This window comes from Streptomyces sp. NPDC005393 (genome assembly GCF_040606675.1).
GTDB lineage: Bacteria > Actinomycetota > Actinomycetes > Streptomycetales > Streptomycetaceae > Streptomyces.
This window is the reverse complement of record NZ_JBEXFG010000017.1, coordinates 1-18,921: the sequence shown is the minus strand read 5'-3', so window position 1 is coordinate 18,921 and position 18,921 is coordinate 1. Positions and strand designations below refer to the sequence as shown.

Sequence of the window (18,921 nt, the reverse complement as noted above, 5' to 3'; positions counted from 1 at the left end):
GCCAGCCCCGCGGGAGTGCCCAGATGTCCGCACAGACCCCCGTCAGAGATTCCCCTCGGAAAACCTCCCGACACGCCGCACCCACCCCTCACGTCGCACCCCCGCCCCCGCCCCCGCGCGCGGCGCTGGATGCGGGTGCCCCGCACCGCCGCGCCGCCGGGGGTTACGAGTACAAGCGGTACAGCGAGCTGGCGGGCCCGCTGACGGCGCCGCCCGCGGACCGCCCGTACCGGGTGCGCTGCCGCAGTCTGCTGGCGCAGGAGCCGCACCGGATCCGGGCGGCGCTGCTGCTGTGCGCGGCGCCGGTGTGCTCGGCGGTGCTGCTGCTGTGGCTGCTGCATCCGGACCATTGGGTGGAGCGCGACTTCGTGACGGTGTGGGAGACCGCGGCGGATGTGACGATGCTGGTGTCGATCGCGCTGATCGAGAGCTTCCGGCTGTTCACGGTCCTCTCCAACGCGCACGCCACCCTGGTGGCCCGGGACCCGGTGCCGGTGGTCGCCGCGCCCGGGACCCGGGTGGCGTTCCTGACCAGCTTCGTGCCCGGCAAGGAGCCGCTCGCGATGGTCCGGGCGACGCTGGAGGGCGCGGTGCGGATCCGGCACACCGGGCCGCTGGACGTCTGGCTGCTGGACGAGGGGGACGACGCGGAGGTCAAGGAGCTGTGCGCGCGCCTGGGCGTACGGCACTTCTCCCGTAAGGGCGTCGAGAAGTGGAATCAGCCGAAGGGCGGTTTCCGGGCGAAGACCAAGCACGGGAATTACAACGCCTGGCTGGACGCGCACGGTGACGATTATGAATTCATGGCATGCGTGGACACCGACCATGAGCCGCTGCCCAACTTCCTGGAGCGTATGCTGGGTTACTTCCGGGACCCGGATGTGGCGTTTGTGGTGGGACCGCAGGTCTACGGAAATTACGACTCGCCGGTCACCAAGGCCGCCGAAAGCCAGCAGTTCCTTTTCCACGCGCTGATCCAGCGGGCCGGAAACGCCTACGGCTGCCCGATGTTCGTGGGCACCAACAATGTCGTGCGGATCAGCGCGCTGCGCTCCATCGGCGGGCTGTACGACTCGATCACCGAGGACATGGCCACCGGTTTCGAGCTGCACCGCCGCCGCAATCCCGCGACGAAGAAGAAGTGGCGCTCGGTCTACACCCCCGATGTGCTCGCGGTCGGCGAGGGCCCGAGCACCTGGACGGACTTCTTCACCCAGCAGATGCGCTGGAGCCGGGGCACCTACGAGACCGTGCTCAAGCAGTTCTGGAAGGCGCCGTTCACCCTGTCGCCGGGCAAGCTGCTCAACTACACGCTGATGATCGGCTACTACCCGATGACCGCGCTCAACTGGATGCTCTCCGCGCTGTCCTGTGCGCTGTTCCTGATGCTGGGCGCCTCCGGGATCCGGATCCCCGCCGAGATGTGGATGATGCTCTACAGCGATGCCGCCATGCTGCAGATCGGGCTGTACGTCTGGAACCGGCGGCACAATGTCTCCCCGCATGAGCCGGAGGGCTCCGGCGGCCTTGCCGGGATGCTGCTCTCCGCGCTGTCCGCCCCGATCTACGCCAAGTCGCTGTGCGACGCGGTGCTGCGGCGCTCCAGCCGGTTCGTGGTCACGCCCAAGGGCGACTCGTCCAGCCCCGACCGGCTCTCCACGTTCCGGATCCATCTGCTGTGGGCCGGGGTGTTCGGCTCCTCGCTGACCGGCTCGTTCTTCCTGGGCCATACGCATGCGGCGATGCGGACGTGGGCGGTCCTCGCGCTCGCCCTGTGTCTGGCGCCCGTGGTGATCTGGTCGGGCGGGCTGCTGCGCGGCCGGCGCCGGCGCCGCGCCGCCGCGGCCGTGCCGACGGCACGCGCGGACAGCCCGTGTGCGGCGCCGAGCGCACCGCCGAAGGAGAAGGACCCGGTGTGTGCGCTGTGACCGGCGCGCCCGCTCTCAGGCGCCCGGTCCGCCCGCGTTGCCGGCGTGAGGGGCGCTGAGCGTGTTACGGGCCAGGTCGAGCGCGTACTCGGTCCACCAACGGCCCGCCGGAGGCCCGCCGTTGCAGGTTCCGTCGGACTCACCGGGGCGCTTGATCCACAGATAGGCGTCCACTTCCGGGTCCCCGGTGCTGGTGCTGGGCGGCTCGCCCAGCGCCCGCCCCGGGGGATTGCACCAGTACTCCCCCGCCCGGATCCCGTGCCGGGCCGCGCCGCCCGGCTTCAGCGGGCCGTTGCCGTTGCGGCTGGTGTCGATGACGAAGTGGGCACCGCCGAGGGCGGCGGACAGCTCATGTCCGTATCGCTCGCTGGTGGCCGTGGGCTGGAAGTTGGAGACGTTCAGCGAGAAGCCGTCCGCCTGGTCGATGCCGCTGTCCTTGAGCGGCTTCACCAGCCGGGCGGGGTCCTCGATCCAGTCCGCGTTCCCCGCGTCCAGATACACCCGGGTCCGGGGCAACGCGGCGAACGTGGTGACGGCGTCGCGCAGCAGCGCCAGCCGCGGGGCGCGCAGCGCGGCGGGGACACAGCGGTCGACGACCTGCGCGACGGCGTCCGGCTCCACGACGACCATGGCCTTCCGGTCGCCGATTCCGTTCGCGACCTGGCGGATCCAATTCCGGTAGTCGCTCCCATTCAGCGCGCCGCCCGCCGAATAGCGTCCGCAGTCGCGGAACGGAATATGATAAGCGACCAGCACCGGAGTGGACCCGGTGTGCGCGGCGGAATCCACCACGAAACGCACCCGATCACGCGGTGCGGGCCCCAGCCATTCCGCGACCGGCTCCTCCGCGATCCGCCGGATCAGCGCCGCATCGCCGCTACGGCCCTCCCGCTGCTGCTCACGGGCGCGCCGGGCGGCCGGGCTGTCCGGGTTCACCCAGAGCCCGCCGCGCTGGACCGGCTGGCCGAACATGCCGAGACAGCCACTCAGCGGCAGCAGCAATACGGTGGACACGACGGCCGGAGCCCAGCGCCGCACCATGGTTTTTCTGACACCTTTCTCGCCCATGCGAGTATTCCTCTTCCCCGAGTGCGGAACTGACGGCCCGTGCGCATGATGGCATCGCGACGGAAAGATGCCGCATTCACGACACGAGAAAGAAAGAACGCGTCACCGATGGCGGGGCGCGATCTCCGTCGGTTGTTCCCCGGCGCGGTTTTCGGCGCGGTTGTCGGCGCGGTTGTCGATGGGGTCGCCGGTGTGGTCGCCGGTGTCGTCGGGGCGCCACAGCGGATGCTCACGGGCCGCCCAGTCCGGGTCGACCCGCCCGGTGCGCAAGCCCCGCCGGGCCTCCGGGTCGGCCACCGCCTTGGCGATGTGCCCGATCAGTACGATGCCGATGGCCAGCGCCAGCCAGTCGTGGACGAACGTGGCGCTGACGCGCCACACCAGCGGGGCCAGTCCGGTGAACCACATCAGCAGCCCCGTGCCCGCCATCACCAGCACGGCGCCCGTGATATATCCGGCGTACAGCTTCTGCCCGGCGTTGAACTTCCCCGCCGGGCGCTCCTCAGGGCGGTGGTCGCGCCGCAGCGCCGCGCGCAGCCAGCGCCGGTCATGCGGTCCGAAGCGGTTGAGACGGGTCAGATCGGCCCGGAAGGCGCGGGAGGCGAGGCCGAGGAGGACCGGGGCGGGGGTGAGGATGCCGGACCATTCGTGGACGGTGACGACGAGCGCGCGCCGGCCGACCAGTTCGGCGAGCTCGGGCAGGTAGAGGCAGGCCGCGCTGACCACGCAGACGCCCAGGAGGACGGCGGTGGTGCGGTGGATCCAGCGCTCGGCGGGGCTGAACCGGCGCACCCGGCGGGCCAGGGCCTCGGCCTCGGCTTCAGTGAGTTCGGCTTCAGGCAGTGGGGTCATCGTCGCGTCCGTTCGACTTGCCGACCCAGGCGTCGACGTCATAGCCGCGGCGCTCCCAGTAGCCGGGCCGCACCTCACCGGTGACGGTGATGCCGGAGAGCCATTTCGCCGACTTGTAGAAGTACATGGGCGCCACGTACAGCCGCACCGGGCCGCCGTGGCTGTGCCCGAGCGGCTGGTCCCGCATGCGCAGCGCGACCAGGACGTCCGAGCGGCGCGCCTGGTCGAGGGTGAGGCTCTCGGTGTACGCGCCGTCGAAGCAGCCGAACCGCACGGCCTTGGCCTCCGGGCGGACCCCGGCGGCATCCAGCAGCGTCGACAGCCGCACCCCCTCGAACGGCGTCCCGGGCACCCGCCAGCCGGTGACGCACTGGACATCGCGGACGAGTCGGTGCTGTGGGAGTGCGCGCAGATCGGCGAGGCGGTAGGTACTGGGCTTGTCGACGAGCCCGCCGACGGTGAGGCGGTAGGTGGTGGCGTCCTTGTGGGGGACGGAGGAGGTGACGGAGTAGTAGCGGAACCCCCCGCCGTTGGGGAGAAGCCCGGTCACCCCGGTCGGGTCCTTGTCCGCCACCGCCCCGAGAACGTCCTCCAACCGCCCCTGCAACCAGGGCGCCGCCGCCATCCCGCCCGCGCCGAGTCCGAGCATGCCGAGGACGAGGCGACGGCCGACAGGGGTGCCGCTGCCGTCCGTCCCGGCGTGGGTATTGGGGTCCATGCCCTTGATGAGAGCACCGGGTGGGGGTGGCGCGCCATCTCCTGCGGAGATTCGTCAGACTTCCGTCAGACTTCGGCGCCCCGACCCCCGCCCCGACCCCCGCCTCGGGGCTCCGCCCCCGGCCCCGGGACGCCCTTCGGGCGTGTCCTCAATCGCCGGACGGGCTGGGTTCGGCCCGAGCGGGCCCGGGGCTCCGGAGCCCAACATCCAGCCCCTCCGCCGTTGATGAGCCGGGCCTGGGGGCGGAGGCCAGCGGGGTCCGGGGCTCCGCCCCGGTGGGCTGCGGGGGCACAGCCCCGGACGGCGCCCGGGGGCGCAGCCCCAGCCGGGGGCCCGGGGCACACCCCCAAGCAGGCGCCCCGCAGCCTCAGCCGGGGTGCAGGGGCGGAGCCCCAGCGGGTCCGGGGCGCAGCCCCGGACCCGCCCGCGCGCTACGAGACGGCCTTGGCCGCCGCCCGGCCCGCCGTCCGGCCGGAGAAGAGGCAGCCGCCCAGGAAGGTGCCCTCCAGGGACCGGTAGCCGTGGACGCCGCCGCCGCCGAAGCCGGCCGCCTCGCCGGCCGCGTAGACGCCGGGCAGCGGATCGCCGCCGTCGGTCAGGACGCGGGAGGAGAGGTCCGTCTCGAGGCCGCCGAGCGTCTTGCGGGTCAGGATGTTGAGGCGGACGGCGATCAGCGGGCCCGCCTTGGGGTCGAGCAGGCGATGCGGGGCGGCGGTGCGGATGAGGCGGTCGGGAAGATAGCGGCGCGCCCCGCGTACGGCGGTGACCTGGAGGTCCTTGGTGTAGGGGTGGGCGATCTCCCGGTCGCGCGCGGTGATTTCGCGCACCAGCTCGGCCTCGTCGATGAGCGGTTCCTTCGTCAGCTCGTTCATCCGCCGCACCAGCGCCGTCGGCGACCGCTCGACGACGAAGTCCGCGCCGTGGTCCATGAACGCCTGGACGGGACCCGGGGCCCCGGCCCGTGCGCGCCCGAGGACGTCGCGGATGCTCTTGCCTGTGAGGTCGGGGTTCTGCTCGGAGCCGGAGAGCGTGAACTCCTTCTCGATGATTTTCCGCGTGAGCACGAACCAGGTGTAGTCGTATCCGGTCCGCATGATGTGTTCGAGCGTGCCCAGCGTGTCGAAGCCGGGGAACAGCGGCACCGGGAGCCGCTTGCCGCGGGCGTCGAGCCACAGCGGCGAGGGGCCGGAGAGGATGCGGATGCCGTGCCGGGGCCAGATGGGGTTCCAGTTCTCGATGCCCTCGGTGTAGTGCCACATCCGGTCGTGGTTGATGATCCGGCCGCCGGCCGCCTCGGCGACGCCGAGCATCTTGCCGTCCACATGCGCCGGGACGCCGGAGATCATCCGCTCGGGCGGGGAGCCGAGCCGCTCGGGCCAGTTCTCGCGGACGAGGTCGTGATTGCCGCCGATGCCGCCGGAGGTGATGATCACGGCCTGGGCGCGGAGTTCGAAGGCGCCGGTGACCTCGCGGCCGCTGGCCGTGCCCCGTTCGGCGCGGCTCGGCTCCAGGATGTCGCCGGTGACGGTGTCGACGGTGCCCGCGCTGCGGGCGAGCCCCGTGACGCGGTGCCGGAAGCGCATCTCGACCAGGCCCCGGGCGGCGGCGGCCCGCACCCGCCGTTCGAAGGGGGCGACGACGCCGGGGCCGGTGCCCCAGGTGATGTGGAAGCGGGGAACGGAGTTGCCGTGCCCGGTCGCGTCGTAGCCGCCGCGCTCGGCCCAGCCGACGAGGGGGAACAGCCGCAGCCCTTGGGCGTGCAGCCACGACCGCTTCTCGCCCGCCGCGAAGTCGACGTACGCCTCTGCCCAGCGGCGCGGCCAGTGGTCCTCCTCGCGGTCGAACCCGGCCGTGCCGAGCCAGTCCTGCCAGGCGAGTTCGCGGCTGTCGCGGATGCGGAGGCGGCGCTGCTCGGGCGAGTCGACGAGGAAGAGGCCGCCGAAGGACCAGTGGGCCTGGCCACCGAGCGACTGCTCGGGCTCCTGATCGAGGAGGATCACCTTGCGGCCCGCGTCGGCGAGTTCGGCGGTGGCCGCCAGCCCCGCGAGGCCCGCCCCGACCACGATCACATCCGCGTCGTACGCCATGGTGGTGGTGTCCCGTCCTCGTCAGCCGGCCGACGGTGTCGTCGGTGCGATCCTGCCTACCGGCCAGTACGGCGTCAACCCGACGCATGGGAGCGCTTTCCGGCCTGCCAACCCAACTCCTCGTTCGATACCCCCATGTACAACAAAAGGCCACAATCGTTCACCGAGATTGGACAGTGTTCGGCCAACCGTGCATCATCAACGACCATGGCTGAACGCTCCCTTGAGCACCCCGGGCCGCTGCCCCAGACGGAACGTCGCATCGTCAATCCGACGCTCGTCACCCCCGGCCCCCAGCCCGTCGAAACCGGGTCCGGCGCCGACGCACCCCAGGTACTGCGGGGCGAGGTGATCGGCCCCCGGCACGCCCGCCCCCGTCCGGTCGACAACCGGCGCAAGGCCGCCGCCGGGGCGATTCTGCTGTCCGCCACCGGCGCCGCCACCGCGCTCTTCCTCCTCATGGGCAAGGACGTCCATCAGACGTCGGCCGCCCCCGAGCGCGACACCTCGACCTCCGCGCCCGACGAACCCGAGACCCATACCGCCGCACTCGCCGCGTCGGCGGTGGGTGACGCCCCGCTGCGCGGCTCGCGCGCGGACGAGCCCGAGGCGGAGGGGCCGGTCTCCGCGAAGCCGGCGTCTCAGGCTCCGGCCGACGGCTCCGCGCAGGCCGGCACCCGGACCCCCTCGTCCGGCGGGGGCCACTCCACCCCCTCGTCGCCGACCGGGCCGTCCCCGGGCTCGGGGCAGTACGGCGACTGGCAGGACGAGGCGGACGAGCTGGACCGCTGGGCCCAGGAGTACGCGAGGCAGCACGGCGACGACGGCGGCTACGGATCCGGGCCCTACGGCCAGGGGCAGAACCAGGGCCACGGTCGCTACGGGAACGGCGGCGGGTACGGAGACAGCGACGGCTACGGCGGCGGCCACCGGCGCTGACCCCCGCGCGATCTGCTTATATGACGGCATGCCTGATCAGGAACCGCTTTCCGCCAATGAGCTGCTGGACATCGTGGACGAGCGGGACCGCGTGGTGGGCCAGGCCCGGCGCGGCGACGCCATGGCCCACAGACTCCGGCACCGCTGCGTCTTCGTCCTGGCGCGGGACGCCGAGGGCCGGATCTTCGTCCACCGCCGCACCCCGCAGAAGATCGTCTTCCCGTCGCTGTACGACATGTTCGTCGGCGGGGTCGTCGGAACGGGCGAGGGCTATGACGAGGCGGCGCTGCGCGAGGCGGAGGAGGAGCTGGGCGTCTCGGGACTGCCCGCGCCGATACCACTGTTCTCATTCCTCTACGACACGCCCGAGCACACCTGGTGGAGCCGCGTCTACGACGTCCGCTGCGAACTGCCGGTCCGACCGCAGGCCGAGGAGATCGCCTGGCACGCCTTCCTCACCGAGGAGGAGCTGACCCGCCGCCTCCCCGAGTGGGAGTGGGTGCCGGACGGGCGGGAGGCGTACCGGCGGCTGCTGGAGTGGCGCCGTGAGAGGCTCGTACCGTGACCGAATCCGGCCGCTCAGAGCCCCGCGAGAGCCGTGGGTCCGCCGTCGCGGGCGTACGGCTGTGGTTCGCGCCCGAGCGGCTGCGCGAGGAGGGCCAGACCCCCGACTACCGCTTCTCGCTCGCCAACGAACGGACCTTCCTGGCCTGGCTGCGCACCTCGATGGCCCTGGTGGGCGGCGGATTCGCGGTCGCCCAGTTCCTGCCGGCCACCGAGCGGGCACTCCGGCTCGCACTGGCGGTCACACTGCTGGCCGGCGGCGCGGTGTGCGCGCTGCGGGCCATCAACCACTGGATCCGCTGCGAGCGCGCCATGCGGCGAGGCGAGGACCTCCCCGTGTCGCGCTTCCCCGTGGTGCTGGGGATGGCCGTCGGGGTGGTCGCGTTGTCGATGGTGCTCGTGGTGGCCCTCGGGTGGGGCGTGTGAGGCCATGCCGGAAGGGAATGGGACGAACGGAACGCGGACGCGGGATCCCGGCCTCCAGCCGGAGCGGACCCGGCTGGCCTGGCGCCGTACGACGCTGGCCTGCGCCGTGGCCGCCTCGCTCGCCGGTCGGCAGACCCTGCACACCGTCGGCGTCGGCCCGGTCTCGCTCCTCGCTCTGGCCTTGGTCGTGCTGGCGTGGCTGGCCTTCCTGGCCGTGGCCCACCGCCGCATCCGGGCCCTGCACGTGCCACGGCCGCCCGCACTGTCCCCGCGGGCGGCCGTGGTCTCGGTGGCTTGTGTGATGGCGGTGGCGGTCTTCGGCGCGGTGACCCTGCGCTGAGGGTCCGCCCTCGCGCTGCCGTCGCGCTGCGTCGGCGCCGTCTCGCGGGTGCGGGTCGTGGGCGCCTGCGGCGGCACCCCGCCCGTTCCCGCGGCATCCGATATGCGGCTCCGCCGCGTGGACGGGCCCCCTCGCCCCCACCGGGGCTCCGCCCCGGGCCCCGATTCGACCCACGGCCCGGCGGCCGGCGACGCGGCCCGGGCCCACCTCCAAGGCGCCGAAGGCGCGAGACGGCGCCGCACCCGGCCGAACCGACCAGCCCGAGCGCACCGACCGCGAGCTGGGGAAACCGGCTAGCGCACCTTGATGGCGATCTTGCCCCTGGTGTGCCCTTCCATGCTGAGCAGCTGCGCGTCCGCCGTTTCCTCCAGAGGGAAGACCGCGGCGATCTCCACCCCCAGGACCCCTCGCTCGGCCAGCGAGGTCAGGTACAGCAGGTCCTCGGGGTCGGGCTGGGTGAAGACGTAACGACCGCCGAGGCCGATGACCGCTGGGTCGGCGATGGAGGCCAGGCGGCCGCGGGGGGCGAGGAGGCGCGCCGAGGCGGCGAGCGCTTCGCCGCCGATCAGGTCGAAGACGGCGTTCACCCCGTCGGGGGCGAGCTCCCGCGCCCGGTCGACCAGTCCCTCCCCGTACGCGATCGGCTCCGCGCCCAGCCCGCGCAGGTAGTCGTGGTTGCGCTCGCTCGCGGTGCCGATGACGCGGGCGCCCAGATGCCGCGCGATCTGCACCGCCATGGAGCCGACGCCGCCCGCGGCGGCGTGGACGAGCACCGTCTCGCACTCGGCCACCATCAGCACCTTGGCCAGCGCCTGGTACGCGGTGAGGCCCGCCAGTGGGATGCCCGCGGCTTCCTCGAAGGAGAGATTCCGCGGCTTTCGGGCGAGCGCGCGCAGGTGTGGGGCCGCATACTCGGCGCAGGTGCCCCGGTGCAGGAGGTCCTCCCGCGAGTATCCGATCACCTCGTCACCGGTCCGGAACTCGGGCGCCGCCGGGCCTGGCCGCTCCACGACCCCGGCCACGTCCCAGCCGGGGATGACGGGGAAGACCGTCTCCAGGACGGGATCGAGAAGTCCGGCCTGCGCCTTCCAGTCGACGGGGTTCACGGCGGCGGCCTTGACGTGGATGAGGACGCAGTCGGGTCCGATCTTGGGTTCACGGACCTCGCCGTATTCGAGGACCTCGGGGCCGCCGTAGCGGCGGTAGGTGACGGCCTTCATGGTGGCGCTCCTTGCGGTTCCTTGCCGTGCCTGGTCCGTACGGTCCCTGCCGGGTCCGATCACTTGCCGGGCCCGCTTCCGTGCGGCCCCTCCCTTCGACGCTCCTGCGCGCTGACCGCCACCGCAAATCCGAGCCGCCCCGCTACGCCGTGCTCTGCGCCGCCAGCGGCGACAGCAATGTCGCATTCGATGGTGTTCCGGTGTGCCAAGGGCGTATAGCGTCGCGATCATGAAACCGCTGACGGGCACCACCACCGACCAGGCACCGGCAGATCCGGCCGCCACCGAAGCCTGGGCGCTGGAGTACGGCGACGCGGTTCTGGAGGCCGAGGACCGCGCCGAGCGGCAGCGGGAACGGGACGGGTGACGGACGCGCACTGGACTACATACCGACTGGTCGGCATCATAAGTCGGGTCCACCATGAGGCAGGACCGTCCGCCCGTTCCGCTACGGAGGAAGAGATTCGATGAACGCAGGCAACCCACCAGGGCTCGACCTCGAGCAGCTCCGCGCCCACCTCGACCGCGAACGGGCGGGGCTGGTGCGCGGACCGCTGAGCGCCGGGCTGATCGAAGGAGGCCGGTCGAATCTCACCTACACCGTCACCGACGGCACCTCCCGCTGGGTCGTACGCCGTCCGCCGCTGGGCCATGTGCTCGCCACCGCCCATGACATGGCGCGCGAGCACCGGGTGATCAGCGCGCTGCACCCGACGGCCGTGCCGGTGCCGGAGCCGGTGCTGCTGTGCGAGGACGAGACGGTCATCGGATCGCCCTTCTACGTCATGGAGTTCGTGGAGGGCACCCCGTACCGCACCGCCGACCAGCTCGCCGCGATCGGCGCGGAGCGCACCCGCGGCGTCGTCCTCTCCCTGGTGGACACGCTCGTCGCCCTGCACTCCGTCGACCCGGCGGCCGTCGGGCTCGGCGACTTCGGGCGGCCGGACGGCTTTCTGGAGCGGCAGCTGCGCCGCTGGGGCAAGCAGCTGGCGGCCTCGCGCAGCCGCGACCTCCCCGGGATCGACGAGCTGCAGGCCCGGCTCGCCAAGGCGCTGCCCGCCTCCCCCGCGCCCACCGTCGTCCATGGTGACTACCGGCTCGACAACGTCCTCGTGGACGCCGACGACCGGATCGCGGCGATTCTCGACTGGGAGATGTCCACACTCGGCGATCCACTGACCGATCTCGGCCTGATCGTGATGTACGGCGAACACCCGAATCTCCCCGACTCGCCCGTCTCCTCCACCCAGGGCGCCCCCGGACACCCCACCACGGACGAGCTGATCCAGCGCTACGCCGAGGGCTCGGGGCGCGACGTCAGCGGGGTCTCCTGGTACACCGCCTTCGCCTACTTCAAGCTCGCGGTGATCCTCGAGGGCATCCACTACCGCTTCACGCTCGGCCAGACCCTCGGCGCGGGCTTCGACCGCATCGGCGACATCGTCCCCGGCTTCATCGAGCACGGCCTCACCACCCTCCAGGAGAGCTGAGACACGTCATGGACTTCGCATTCGACGCCCACACCGAAGAGCTGCGCGGCAAGCTGCTCACCTTCATGGACGAGCATGTCCTCCCGGCGGAGGCGGTCGCCGAGGAGCAGCGCGCCCGTCTCGCCTCGCCCTGGGACACCCCGGCCGTGGTCGATGAGCTCAAGGCCGAGGCGCGCAAGCAGGGGCTGTGGAACCTCTTCCTGCCCGACGCCGAGTACGGTGCGGGGCTGACCAACCTCCAGTACGCCCCGCTCGCGGAGATCACCGGCCGCAGCCCCCAGCTGGCCCCCACCGCCCTGAACTGCGCGGCCCCGGACACCGGCAATATGGAGGTGCTCGCCCAGTTCGGCAATGAGCAGCAGCGCGAGCAGTGGCTGGAGCCGCTGCTCGCGGGCGAGATCCGGTCGGCCTTCGCGATGACCGAGCCCGAGGTGGCCTCGTCCGACGCGACCAATATCGAGACCCGGATCGCGCGCGACGGCGACGACTATGTCATCACCGGCCGCAAGTGGTACATCTCCGGCGCGATGAACCCCGACTGCAAGATCTTCATCGTGATGGGCAAGACCGACCCGGACGGCGCCGATGTGCGCCGCCAGCAGTCGATGGTGCTGGTGCCGCGCGACACCCCGGGCGTCGAGGTCCGCCGGGCGATGCGGGTGTACGGCTACGAGGACCACTACCACGGCGGCCACGCGGAGGTCGTCTTCCACGGCGCCCGGGTCCCGGCCACGAACCTCATCGGCGAGGAGGGCGGCGGCTTCGCCATCGCCCAGGCCCGGCTCGGCCCCGGCCGTATCCACCACTGCATGCGGCTGATCGGCATGGCCGAGCGCGCGATTGAGCTGATGTGCCGACGGGCCGTGGCCCGGCACGCGTTCGGCAAGGCGCTCGCCCAGCAGGGCCAGGTCCATGAGTGGATCGCGGACGCGCGGGTGGCGGTCGAGCAGCTGCGGCTGCTGGTCCTCAAGACGGCCTGGCTGATGGACACGGTGGGCAACCGCGAGGCGCACACCGAGATCCAGGCCATCAAGATCGCGACCCCGCGCACGGTGGTGGGCATCCTGGACCAGGCGGTGCAGTTGCACGGCGCCGGCGGGGTCAGCCAGGACTTCCCCCTGGCCGAACTCTGGGCGGCCGCCCGCACCCTCCGCCTGGCGGACGGCCCGGACGAGGTCCACCAGCGCTCGCTGGCCCGGCGCGAGCTCAAGAAGTACCGGTAGAGAGGACGCGGGGTGGGGGCTCTTCCCCCCGCCCCGTCCCGGGCCCCGGGACGCCCTTCGGGCGCGTCCTCAAACGCCGGACGGGCTGAAAATCACGGCCGCAAGGCGCGCAAGAGCAGATCGGCGAGGTGGTCGGCCACCTGTTGGGGGGTCAGGGGGCCGCCGGGGCGGTACCAGGTGCCCAGGTGGTGGACGGAGCCGAAGTGGTAGTCCACCACCAGGTCGGCCGGGGTGTCCGCGCTGAACACCCCGGTCCGCTGACCCTCCTCGATCAGCGCGCGGAACCGCTCGTGGTAGCGGCGGCGCTCGGCGCGTACCTGCTTGTGCTTCTCCGGGCTGAGATGGTGCATGGACCGGAAGAAGATGGTGGCGTCGTCGAGGTTCTCGATGGTGGTGACGACGACATCGGCGGCCGCGTCGCGCAGCCGCCGCTCCACCGGGGCGTCGGCGTCCGCGAAGGCGTCGAGCCGCTCCTGCTGAAGCCTCAGCACCCGGCCGTAGATCTCATGGAGCAGATCGTCCTTGGAGCCGAAGTAGTGGTACAGCGCGCCCTTGGTGACGCCCGCCGCCTCGACGATCTCCTGGACGGACGTCCGGTCGAATCCGCGCTCCGCGAAGAGGCGGGTCGCAGCGGCGAGGAGCCGCTGTGGCACCGGTTGTCCGTCGCCGTCAGTCGCTTTGGCCATGGTCGCCACCGTTCTCTCTATCCTCGCAGTTCTCGTCGGAGGATCTTGCCACTGGTCGTCTTCGGCAGTTCGGGCAGGATCTCCACCTCGCGGGGGTACTTGTACGCGGCGAGCCGCTCCTCGCAGTACGCGGACAGCTCCTCCGGCGTGGCCTCGGCCCCCGGTCGCAGGCTGATGTACGCCTTGACCGTCTCGCCGCGGTAGGCGTCGGGTTTGCCGACGACGGCCGCCTCACGGACGGCGGGGTGAGTGTAGAGCACGTCTTCGACCTCACGTGGCCACACCTTGAACCCCGAGGCGTTGATCATGTCCTTCTTGCGGTCGACGACGTACAGCCAGCCGCCCTCGTCCATGAAGCCGATGTCGCCGGTGCGCAGTTCGCCGTCGGGGAGGGCGGCGGCGGTGGCCTCTGGGCGCCGCCAGTAGCCGGGGACGACCATCGGGCCGCCGACGACGATCTCGCCCGGCTCGCCGAACGGCACGTCCTTGCCCTCCTCGTCCACGATACGGATGACCGTGTCCGCGCCGGGGAGGCCGACGGCGAGGGTGCCGGAGGCCGGGTCGACGGGGGCCTGGAGGCCGGGCGGGACGCTGGCGCACGGGGCGGTGCACTCGGTGAGCCCGTAGCCGTTGTGCAGATACGGGCCGAGGGCCGACTGGAACCGCTCGACCAGCGCGGGCGGCAGCGGGGCGCCGCCGGAGGAGATGATCCGGAAGGACGAGAAGTGGTCGCGGGTCGCCCTCTCATGGGCCATCAGCGCCATGAAGGCGGTGGAGGGGCCGACGGTGTAGGCGGGGCGGTGCTCGGCGAAGGCGTCGAGGACGACACCGGTCTCGAAGCGGTAGGCGACGGCGAGGGTCCCGGCGCCCGCGACACACGAGGCCAGCTCGCAGACCATGCCGGTGATGTGGAACAGCGGCGCCAGCGCGAAGATCGTGGAGCCCGCGGGCAGCTCATGGAGGAGGTGCTGCCGCTCGGCGTTGTAGGAGATGTTGCCGTGGGTGTTGGTGGCGCCCTTGGGGGTGCCGCTGGTCCCGGACGTGTAGCTGATCAGCGCGATGTCCTCGGGGCGCGGCTCGTGGACGGCCGGCGGACGGGCGCCGGCGCGGGCGGCCGCGATGAGGTCGCCCGCGTCCTCGGGGACGGGGAGGCGCTCATCGCGCAGCACCCGCTCGTCGTCGCGGGTCTGGAAGTCATGGGCGTCGGCGGTGAGCGGGATGCGCACCGGGGACGCGGCGGCCGCCTCGCGTACGTAGTCCTTCCAGGCGTGGCGGGAGCAGACCAGCGCGGTCACCTCGGCGTCGCCGAGGATATGGCCGAGCTCACCGCCCTTGTACATGGGGTTGACCGGTACCACGGTGCCGCCCGCCTTCCAGGCGCCGAACAGGGCGAGCACGAAGTGCGGGGTGTTCTGCAGCATGATCGCGAGCCGGTCGCCGGGCCGGAAGCCGCGCTCGGCGAGATGGCCCGCTATGCCGTCGGTCAGCTCATCGGCCTCCCGGTAGGTCAGCCGTCCGTCGAAGTAGGCGATCGCCGGATGGTCCGGGGAGGTCCGCACGGCGTCCCGGAAGGCGTGCAGCACACTCGGCCGCGGGGTGATCGGCGCGCGCTGTGCCTCGGTGAGCTGAGCGAGCCATGGCTTGTCCTGATACGAGGTCATGCGGAGCGGCCCCTGTTCTTCGGTGAGGGTGGAGGTGTGGGGGGCGGATCAGTCGGTGGCCTTGGGGAGCGCGCCCCGCTCTTCGAGGGTGCGCTGCACCTCGTTCATACCCGTGAGCCAGCGGTCGGTGTCGCCGGCGCGGGCAGCGTAGTAGCGGGCGGCCTCGGGGTGCGGAAGGATCAGGAAGCGCTCCTCGGCGATGCCCGCGAAAAGGGCGTCGGCGACCTGCTCGGGTTCGATCGCGGTGGGGGCGAGCACCACTTCCCCGGTGGCGCCCGAGGCCGTCAGCATGTCGGTGCGCACGCCCTGCGGGCAGATGGCGTGCACGCCGATGCCGCGGTGGCGGTAGGTGGCCGAGAGCCATTCGGCGAAGGCGAGCGCGGCGTGCTTGGAGACGCTGTACGGGGCCGAGCCGAGCATGGTGAGCAGTCCGGCGGCGGACACGGTGGAGACGAACCGGCCGCTGCCCCGCTCCAGCCACTCGGGCAGCAGCTCACGGGCCGCCCGGACATGGGCCATCACATTGACGTCCCAGGCCTCGGCCCAGAGCCGCTCGTCGGCCTCCGGCCCGCCGCTGTGGCCGACGCCGGCGTTGGCGCAGAAGATGTCGATGGTGCCGCCGAGCGCCGCGCGGGCCTCGGGCACGATGCCGGAGGCGTCGCCGGGGACGGCGGTCCCGCCGATCTCGTCGGCGACGGACTTCGCCTTGGCGGCGTCGAGGTCGTTGACCACGACCTGGGCGCCCTCGGCGGCGAAGCGGCGGGCGAGGGCGGCGCCGATGCCGCCGCCCGCTCCGGTGACGACAACACGCGCTCCACGCACGGTACCCACGATCGAACGCTCCTCGGATCGGTTCGGATCTGCTGCGCACACCGCCCGGTGCTGCCCCGCACCGCGCCGTGCCGCATCGGCAGACTAACCAGTCGGTATGTGTAAACGGAAGAGGTACGCCCCCTGACCGGCCGGCCACCGATGCCCTACCGCCCCGGCTTGCCCTTGCGCATCACCCGGCGCCATCGGGCGTTCTCCCCCGCGAGCGCGTTCCACACCACATTGAGCGGATGGGCGGCGTCCAGGGCGGCGCGCTCCCCGTCGCGGACGAACACCCCGACCAGCACCTCCAGCTCCGGCCCGATGTCGTCGGTCAGCTCCAGCGTCCGCAGCCCGGCGCCGGTCCGGAGCCGGCCGTCGGCCACCGCGTCGCCGATCCCCTGGGTGACGAGCACACAGCCGCGCACCACCCCGGAGGAGAGCAGTTCGAGCCCGTACTGCACGGTGTCGATCTCGGCCGCGATATGCAGCTCCTGGCGGTAGCGGCTGCCGAACCAGCCGCGCAGAAAGCCGGGTATGAGGCCGTCGGCCGAGACCGCCAGCGGCAGCGCGGGCAGCTCGCCCACCGGGACGGCGGGCCCCGGCAGCTCCCCGGCGTCGAGGTTGGTGACCAGCGACAGCCCGCCGCGCCGCCACTCCATCACCTCGAAGCCGTCGAGCCGGCCGTCGCGGCCCGCCGTGGTCAGCACGGAGCCGCAGACCAGATCGAGCTCCTTGGCGTCGAGCCGCTCCAGCAGATCCCGGGTGCGCACATGCTCGACCTTGAGCTCCACACCGCGGCTCTTGAACTCCTCGGTGACCAGCTCCACGGCGTTCAGCAGAAAGCCGAGGGTATAGCGGGTGGAGCCGACGACCAGCCCGCTGCCGAGGCGGCGACGGCAGTCGCGCACCTCCTCCCGCCAGTCCTTCAGGGTGCCGCGCGCGAGTCCGGCGAGGCTTTCCCCCGTCGCCGTGAAGAGCACATTCTGGCTGCGTCCCCGCTTGAGCACGAGCGGCTCGCCGCACAGCGCGCCGAAGTTGCGGTTCATGGTGTCGAGTTGCTTCTGCACGCTGGACTGCTCACGCCCCAGCAGCCGGGCGGCGCCCAGCGCGGTGCCCGCCTCATGGACCGCGAGCAGCGTGCGGAGCTGGTCCATCGTGGTGTCCAGCAGCGCCGTGGGGTACTGCCACCGATCGCTTAAGGGCATGGGGGGCATTGCCTTCCGCTGAGAGTATTCCGCGCCGCGACGACGATTCGGCAGCATAGTGCAACGCCTTCGGCAGAACTGATCCAGAACTGATCCGGAACTGTCCCGGAACCGATCAGGTACTGATCTTCAGAACAGCGGCGATTTCCTCGCGATGGATTTCCGGGAATTCGTTCCGGCCGACCGCATTCCGGGTAAGGCGAACGGCCGGCGGATTGATCGACACCAAACCCGTACGCGTGTCGTATGGCCGCCGGCGCGGCCGGTTGGGACGATGCACGCACATCGGGCCACCCGAGGGGAAATGCGATGACGGGGATGAGCGTACGACCGTACTGGGAGCTGGGATTCGACGCCGACGGGGACGTCGACACCCGGCAGCGTGACCGACTGCTGGAACAGACCGCCCGGCAGGGCATCACGGACCTGGTGGTGTTCTCGCACGGCTGGAACAACACCCGTGCGATGGCCACCGGCCTCTACGACCGCTTTTTCGCGCCCTTCCCCAGCCTGCTGGGCGAGGCGCCGGATACGCGGCTGGGCTATGTGGGGGTGATCTGGCCCTCGATGCGGTTCGCCGACGAGACGCTCGCGGACCTGCCCCGGGAGGCGGGCCCCGGCGGGGGCCCGGGACTCGACGAGGACACCCGCCGCGCGCTGGAGGCCGTCTTCCCCGGGCGCGGGCAGATGGTGGCGCGCCTCGCCGAGCTGCTGGCCGAACGGCCCGAGCGGCCCGCGGCCCTGGATGAGTTCGGGGTGCTGGTGCGCGGTCTGGTGCGGACCCCCGAGGGGTCCGGCGCGACCGAGTACGCGGCCGACGTGGACGGGGACGGCGAGCCCGCGATGCTCGGGGACGACGCCGCAGCGGTCTGCGAGCGGTTCGCCGGCGCGCTCGCCGAGTCGCGCAAGACGGCCGGCGCGCGCGGCGGACTCTTCGACGGCGGAATCGACGGGCTGTGGGACGGGGCGCGGGAACTCCTGCGCCACGCCACGTACTACGCCATGAAGCGGCGGGCCGGAACGGTCGGGCGCGATGGCCTCGGGCCCGTGCTCGGCGCCCTCGCGGCCGCCCGGCCCGCCCCGCGGATCCATCTGGTCGGCCACAGCTTCGGCGGCCGTCTGGTGTCGTACGCGCTGGGCGGGCTCCCGGGGGAGACCGCCGTGGCGTCCGTGACGCTGCTCCAGGGTGCCTTTTCCCACTACGCCTTCGCCGAGCGGCTGCCGCACGCCGCCGACCGCGGCGGTGCGCTGCGCGGTGACCGGAGCCGGGTCAGCGGGCCGCTGGTGTGCTGCCACTCGCGCCATGACACCGCGCTCGGGGTGTTCTACCCGGTCGCCTCCGAGCTGGCCGGGGACGATGCCTCGCTGCTGCCGGGCGACGCCCGGTGGGGGGCGATGGGGCACACCGGCATCCAGGCGGTGGAGGGCGTCCGGCGGCTGGATCTGGCCGCGGCGCTGAGCCATCCGTTCCCGGCCGACGGCTGTGTGAGCGTCGATGTGTCGGACGTCGTACGGCACGGCCCTCCGGCCATCGGCGCGCACAACGACATCTGCCACGAGGAGTTGGCGCGGGTGGTGCTGCGCGCGGGCCGGATCATGGGCTAGACCCAACGCCGTGTAGTTAAGGGCGGGGCTGATGTGTCAAGGCGTCTGAAGTAGAGATGGAGCTCCTGCTAGAACCGTGTCGACCAAGATCACTGT

General features: G+C 72.0%; 18 protein-coding genes. 9 read left to right on the top strand and 9 right to left on the bottom strand.

Annotation, left to right across the window (positions count from 1 at the left end; all coding sequences use genetic code 11):
• The first annotated feature begins 23 nt into the window (after positions 1-23).
• A complete protein-coding gene (locus ABZS71_RS16645) occupies positions 24-1,928 on the top strand; it encodes a glycosyltransferase family 2 protein (protein ID WP_356210729.1) in 1,905 nt (634 codons plus the stop codon).
• Between the two features lie 15 nt (positions 1,929-1,943).
• Here ABZS71_RS16645 and ABZS71_RS16640 read toward each other — a convergent pair whose 3' ends face one another.
• The 4 genes from ABZS71_RS16640 to ABZS71_RS16625 all read right to left on the bottom strand — a co-directional run bounded on the left by ABZS71_RS16640 (position 1,944) and on the right by ABZS71_RS16625 (position 6,653).
• Positions 1,944-2,996, bottom strand: coding sequence for a glycoside hydrolase family 6 protein (locus ABZS71_RS16640; RefSeq protein WP_356210727.1), 1,053 nt, complete (start codon positions 2,994-2,996; stop codon positions 1,944-1,946).
• Positions 2,997-3,098: 102 nt separating this feature from the next.
• Positions 3,099-3,848 (bottom strand): cytochrome b/b6 domain-containing protein, encoded by a 750-nt coding sequence (locus ABZS71_RS16635; protein ID WP_356210724.1) that lies wholly within the window; start codon positions 3,846-3,848, stop codon positions 3,099-3,101.
• Positions 3,832-4,566 carry a molybdopterin-dependent oxidoreductase gene (locus tag ABZS71_RS16630; protein WP_356210721.1) on the bottom strand — a complete coding sequence of 245 codons (735 nt, stop codon included), beginning with the start codon at positions 4,564-4,566 and terminating at the stop codon, positions 3,832-3,834. The genes ABZS71_RS16635 and ABZS71_RS16630 overlap by 17 nt, the downstream gene beginning before the upstream one ends.
• 431 nt (positions 4,567-4,997) lie before the next feature.
• Positions 4,998-6,653 (bottom strand): FAD-binding dehydrogenase, encoded by a 1,656-nt coding sequence (locus ABZS71_RS16625; RefSeq protein ID WP_356210719.1) that lies wholly within the window; start codon positions 6,651-6,653, stop codon positions 4,998-5,000.
• 207 nt (positions 6,654-6,860) lie between these two features.
• Here ABZS71_RS16625 and ABZS71_RS16620 point away from each other — a divergent pair, with 207 nt between their 5' ends.
• Genes ABZS71_RS16620 through ABZS71_RS16605 form a run of 4 tightly spaced genes read left to right on the top strand, consistent with a single transcriptional unit; the run spans position 6,861 to position 8,922 of the window.
• A complete protein-coding gene (locus ABZS71_RS16620; RefSeq protein WP_356210716.1) occupies positions 6,861-7,592 on the top strand; it encodes a hypothetical protein in 732 nt (243 codons plus the stop codon).
• Positions 7,593-7,620: 28 nt separating this feature from the next.
• Positions 7,621-8,157 carry an NUDIX domain-containing protein gene (locus tag ABZS71_RS16615; protein WP_356210712.1) on the top strand — a complete coding sequence of 179 codons (537 nt, stop codon included), beginning with the start codon at positions 7,621-7,623 and terminating at the stop codon, positions 8,155-8,157.
• On the top strand, positions 8,154-8,582 hold the full coding sequence (locus tag ABZS71_RS16610; protein WP_356210709.1) for a DUF202 domain-containing protein: 429 nt from the start codon (positions 8,154-8,156) through the stop codon (positions 8,580-8,582). Before ABZS71_RS16615 ends, ABZS71_RS16610 begins: the two co-directional genes overlap by 4 nt.
• Positions 8,583-8,586: 4 nt before the next feature.
• A complete protein-coding gene (locus tag ABZS71_RS16605) occupies positions 8,587-8,922 on the top strand; it encodes a DUF202 domain-containing protein (RefSeq protein WP_356210706.1) in 336 nt (111 codons plus the stop codon).
• Between the two features lie 293 nt (positions 8,923-9,215).
• Here the strand turns inward: ABZS71_RS16605 and ABZS71_RS16600 are convergent, their stop codons facing one another.
• Entirely contained in the window at positions 9,216-10,142 is a 927-nt protein-coding gene (locus ABZS71_RS16600; protein ID WP_356210704.1) for an NADP-dependent oxidoreductase, read from the bottom strand.
• Positions 10,143-10,371: 229 nt separating this feature from the next.
• On the opposite strand from ABZS71_RS16600, the gene ABZS71_RS16595 reads away from it, so the two are divergent.
• From ABZS71_RS16595 to ABZS71_RS16585, 3 genes are all read left to right on the top strand, one after another.
• On the top strand, positions 10,372-10,509 hold the full coding sequence (locus ABZS71_RS16595) for a hypothetical protein (RefSeq protein ID WP_356210702.1): 138 nt from the start codon (positions 10,372-10,374) through the stop codon (positions 10,507-10,509).
• A gap of 100 nt (positions 10,510-10,609) precedes the next feature.
• Positions 10,610-11,632, top strand: coding sequence for a phosphotransferase family protein (locus tag ABZS71_RS16590; protein WP_355844348.1), 1,023 nt, complete (start codon positions 10,610-10,612; stop codon positions 11,630-11,632).
• Between the two features lie 8 nt (positions 11,633-11,640).
• Positions 11,641-12,855 (top strand): acyl-CoA dehydrogenase family protein, encoded by a 1,215-nt coding sequence (locus ABZS71_RS16585; RefSeq protein ID WP_356210700.1) that lies wholly within the window; start codon positions 11,641-11,643, stop codon positions 12,853-12,855.
• Between the two features lie 92 nt (positions 12,856-12,947).
• Here ABZS71_RS16585 and ABZS71_RS16580 read toward each other — a convergent pair whose 3' ends face one another.
• The 4 genes from ABZS71_RS16580 to ABZS71_RS16565 all read right to left on the bottom strand — a co-directional run bounded on the left by ABZS71_RS16580 (position 12,948) and on the right by ABZS71_RS16565 (position 17,220).
• Complete coding sequence (locus ABZS71_RS16580; protein WP_355844352.1) at positions 12,948-13,541, bottom strand: TetR/AcrR family transcriptional regulator; 594 nt, start codon at positions 13,539-13,541, stop codon at positions 12,948-12,950.
• Between the two features lie 17 nt (positions 13,542-13,558).
• On the bottom strand, positions 13,559-15,202 hold the full coding sequence (locus ABZS71_RS16575; RefSeq protein WP_356210698.1) for an AMP-binding protein: 1,644 nt from the start codon (positions 15,200-15,202) through the stop codon (positions 13,559-13,561).
• A gap of 48 nt (positions 15,203-15,250) precedes the next feature.
• The gene (locus ABZS71_RS16570; RefSeq protein ID WP_356210873.1) at positions 15,251-16,036 is read right to left on the bottom strand and encodes an SDR family oxidoreductase; all 786 of its coding nucleotides are present in this window, start codon (positions 16,034-16,036) and stop codon (positions 15,251-15,253) included.
• Positions 16,037-16,179: 143 nt separating this feature from the next.
• The gene (locus ABZS71_RS16565) at positions 16,180-17,220 is read right to left on the bottom strand and encodes a LysR family transcriptional regulator (RefSeq protein ID WP_356210695.1); all 1,041 of its coding nucleotides are present in this window, start codon (positions 17,218-17,220) and stop codon (positions 16,180-16,182) included.
• A 309-nt stretch (positions 17,221-17,529) separates the two neighbouring features.
• Between ABZS71_RS16565 and ABZS71_RS16560 the strand changes: the two genes are divergently transcribed.
• The gene (locus tag ABZS71_RS16560) at positions 17,530-18,825 is read left to right on the top strand and encodes a serine-threonine protein kinase (protein ID WP_355844361.1); all 1,296 of its coding nucleotides are present in this window, start codon (positions 17,530-17,532) and stop codon (positions 18,823-18,825) included.
• Positions 18,826-18,921: the final 96 nt, after the last annotated feature.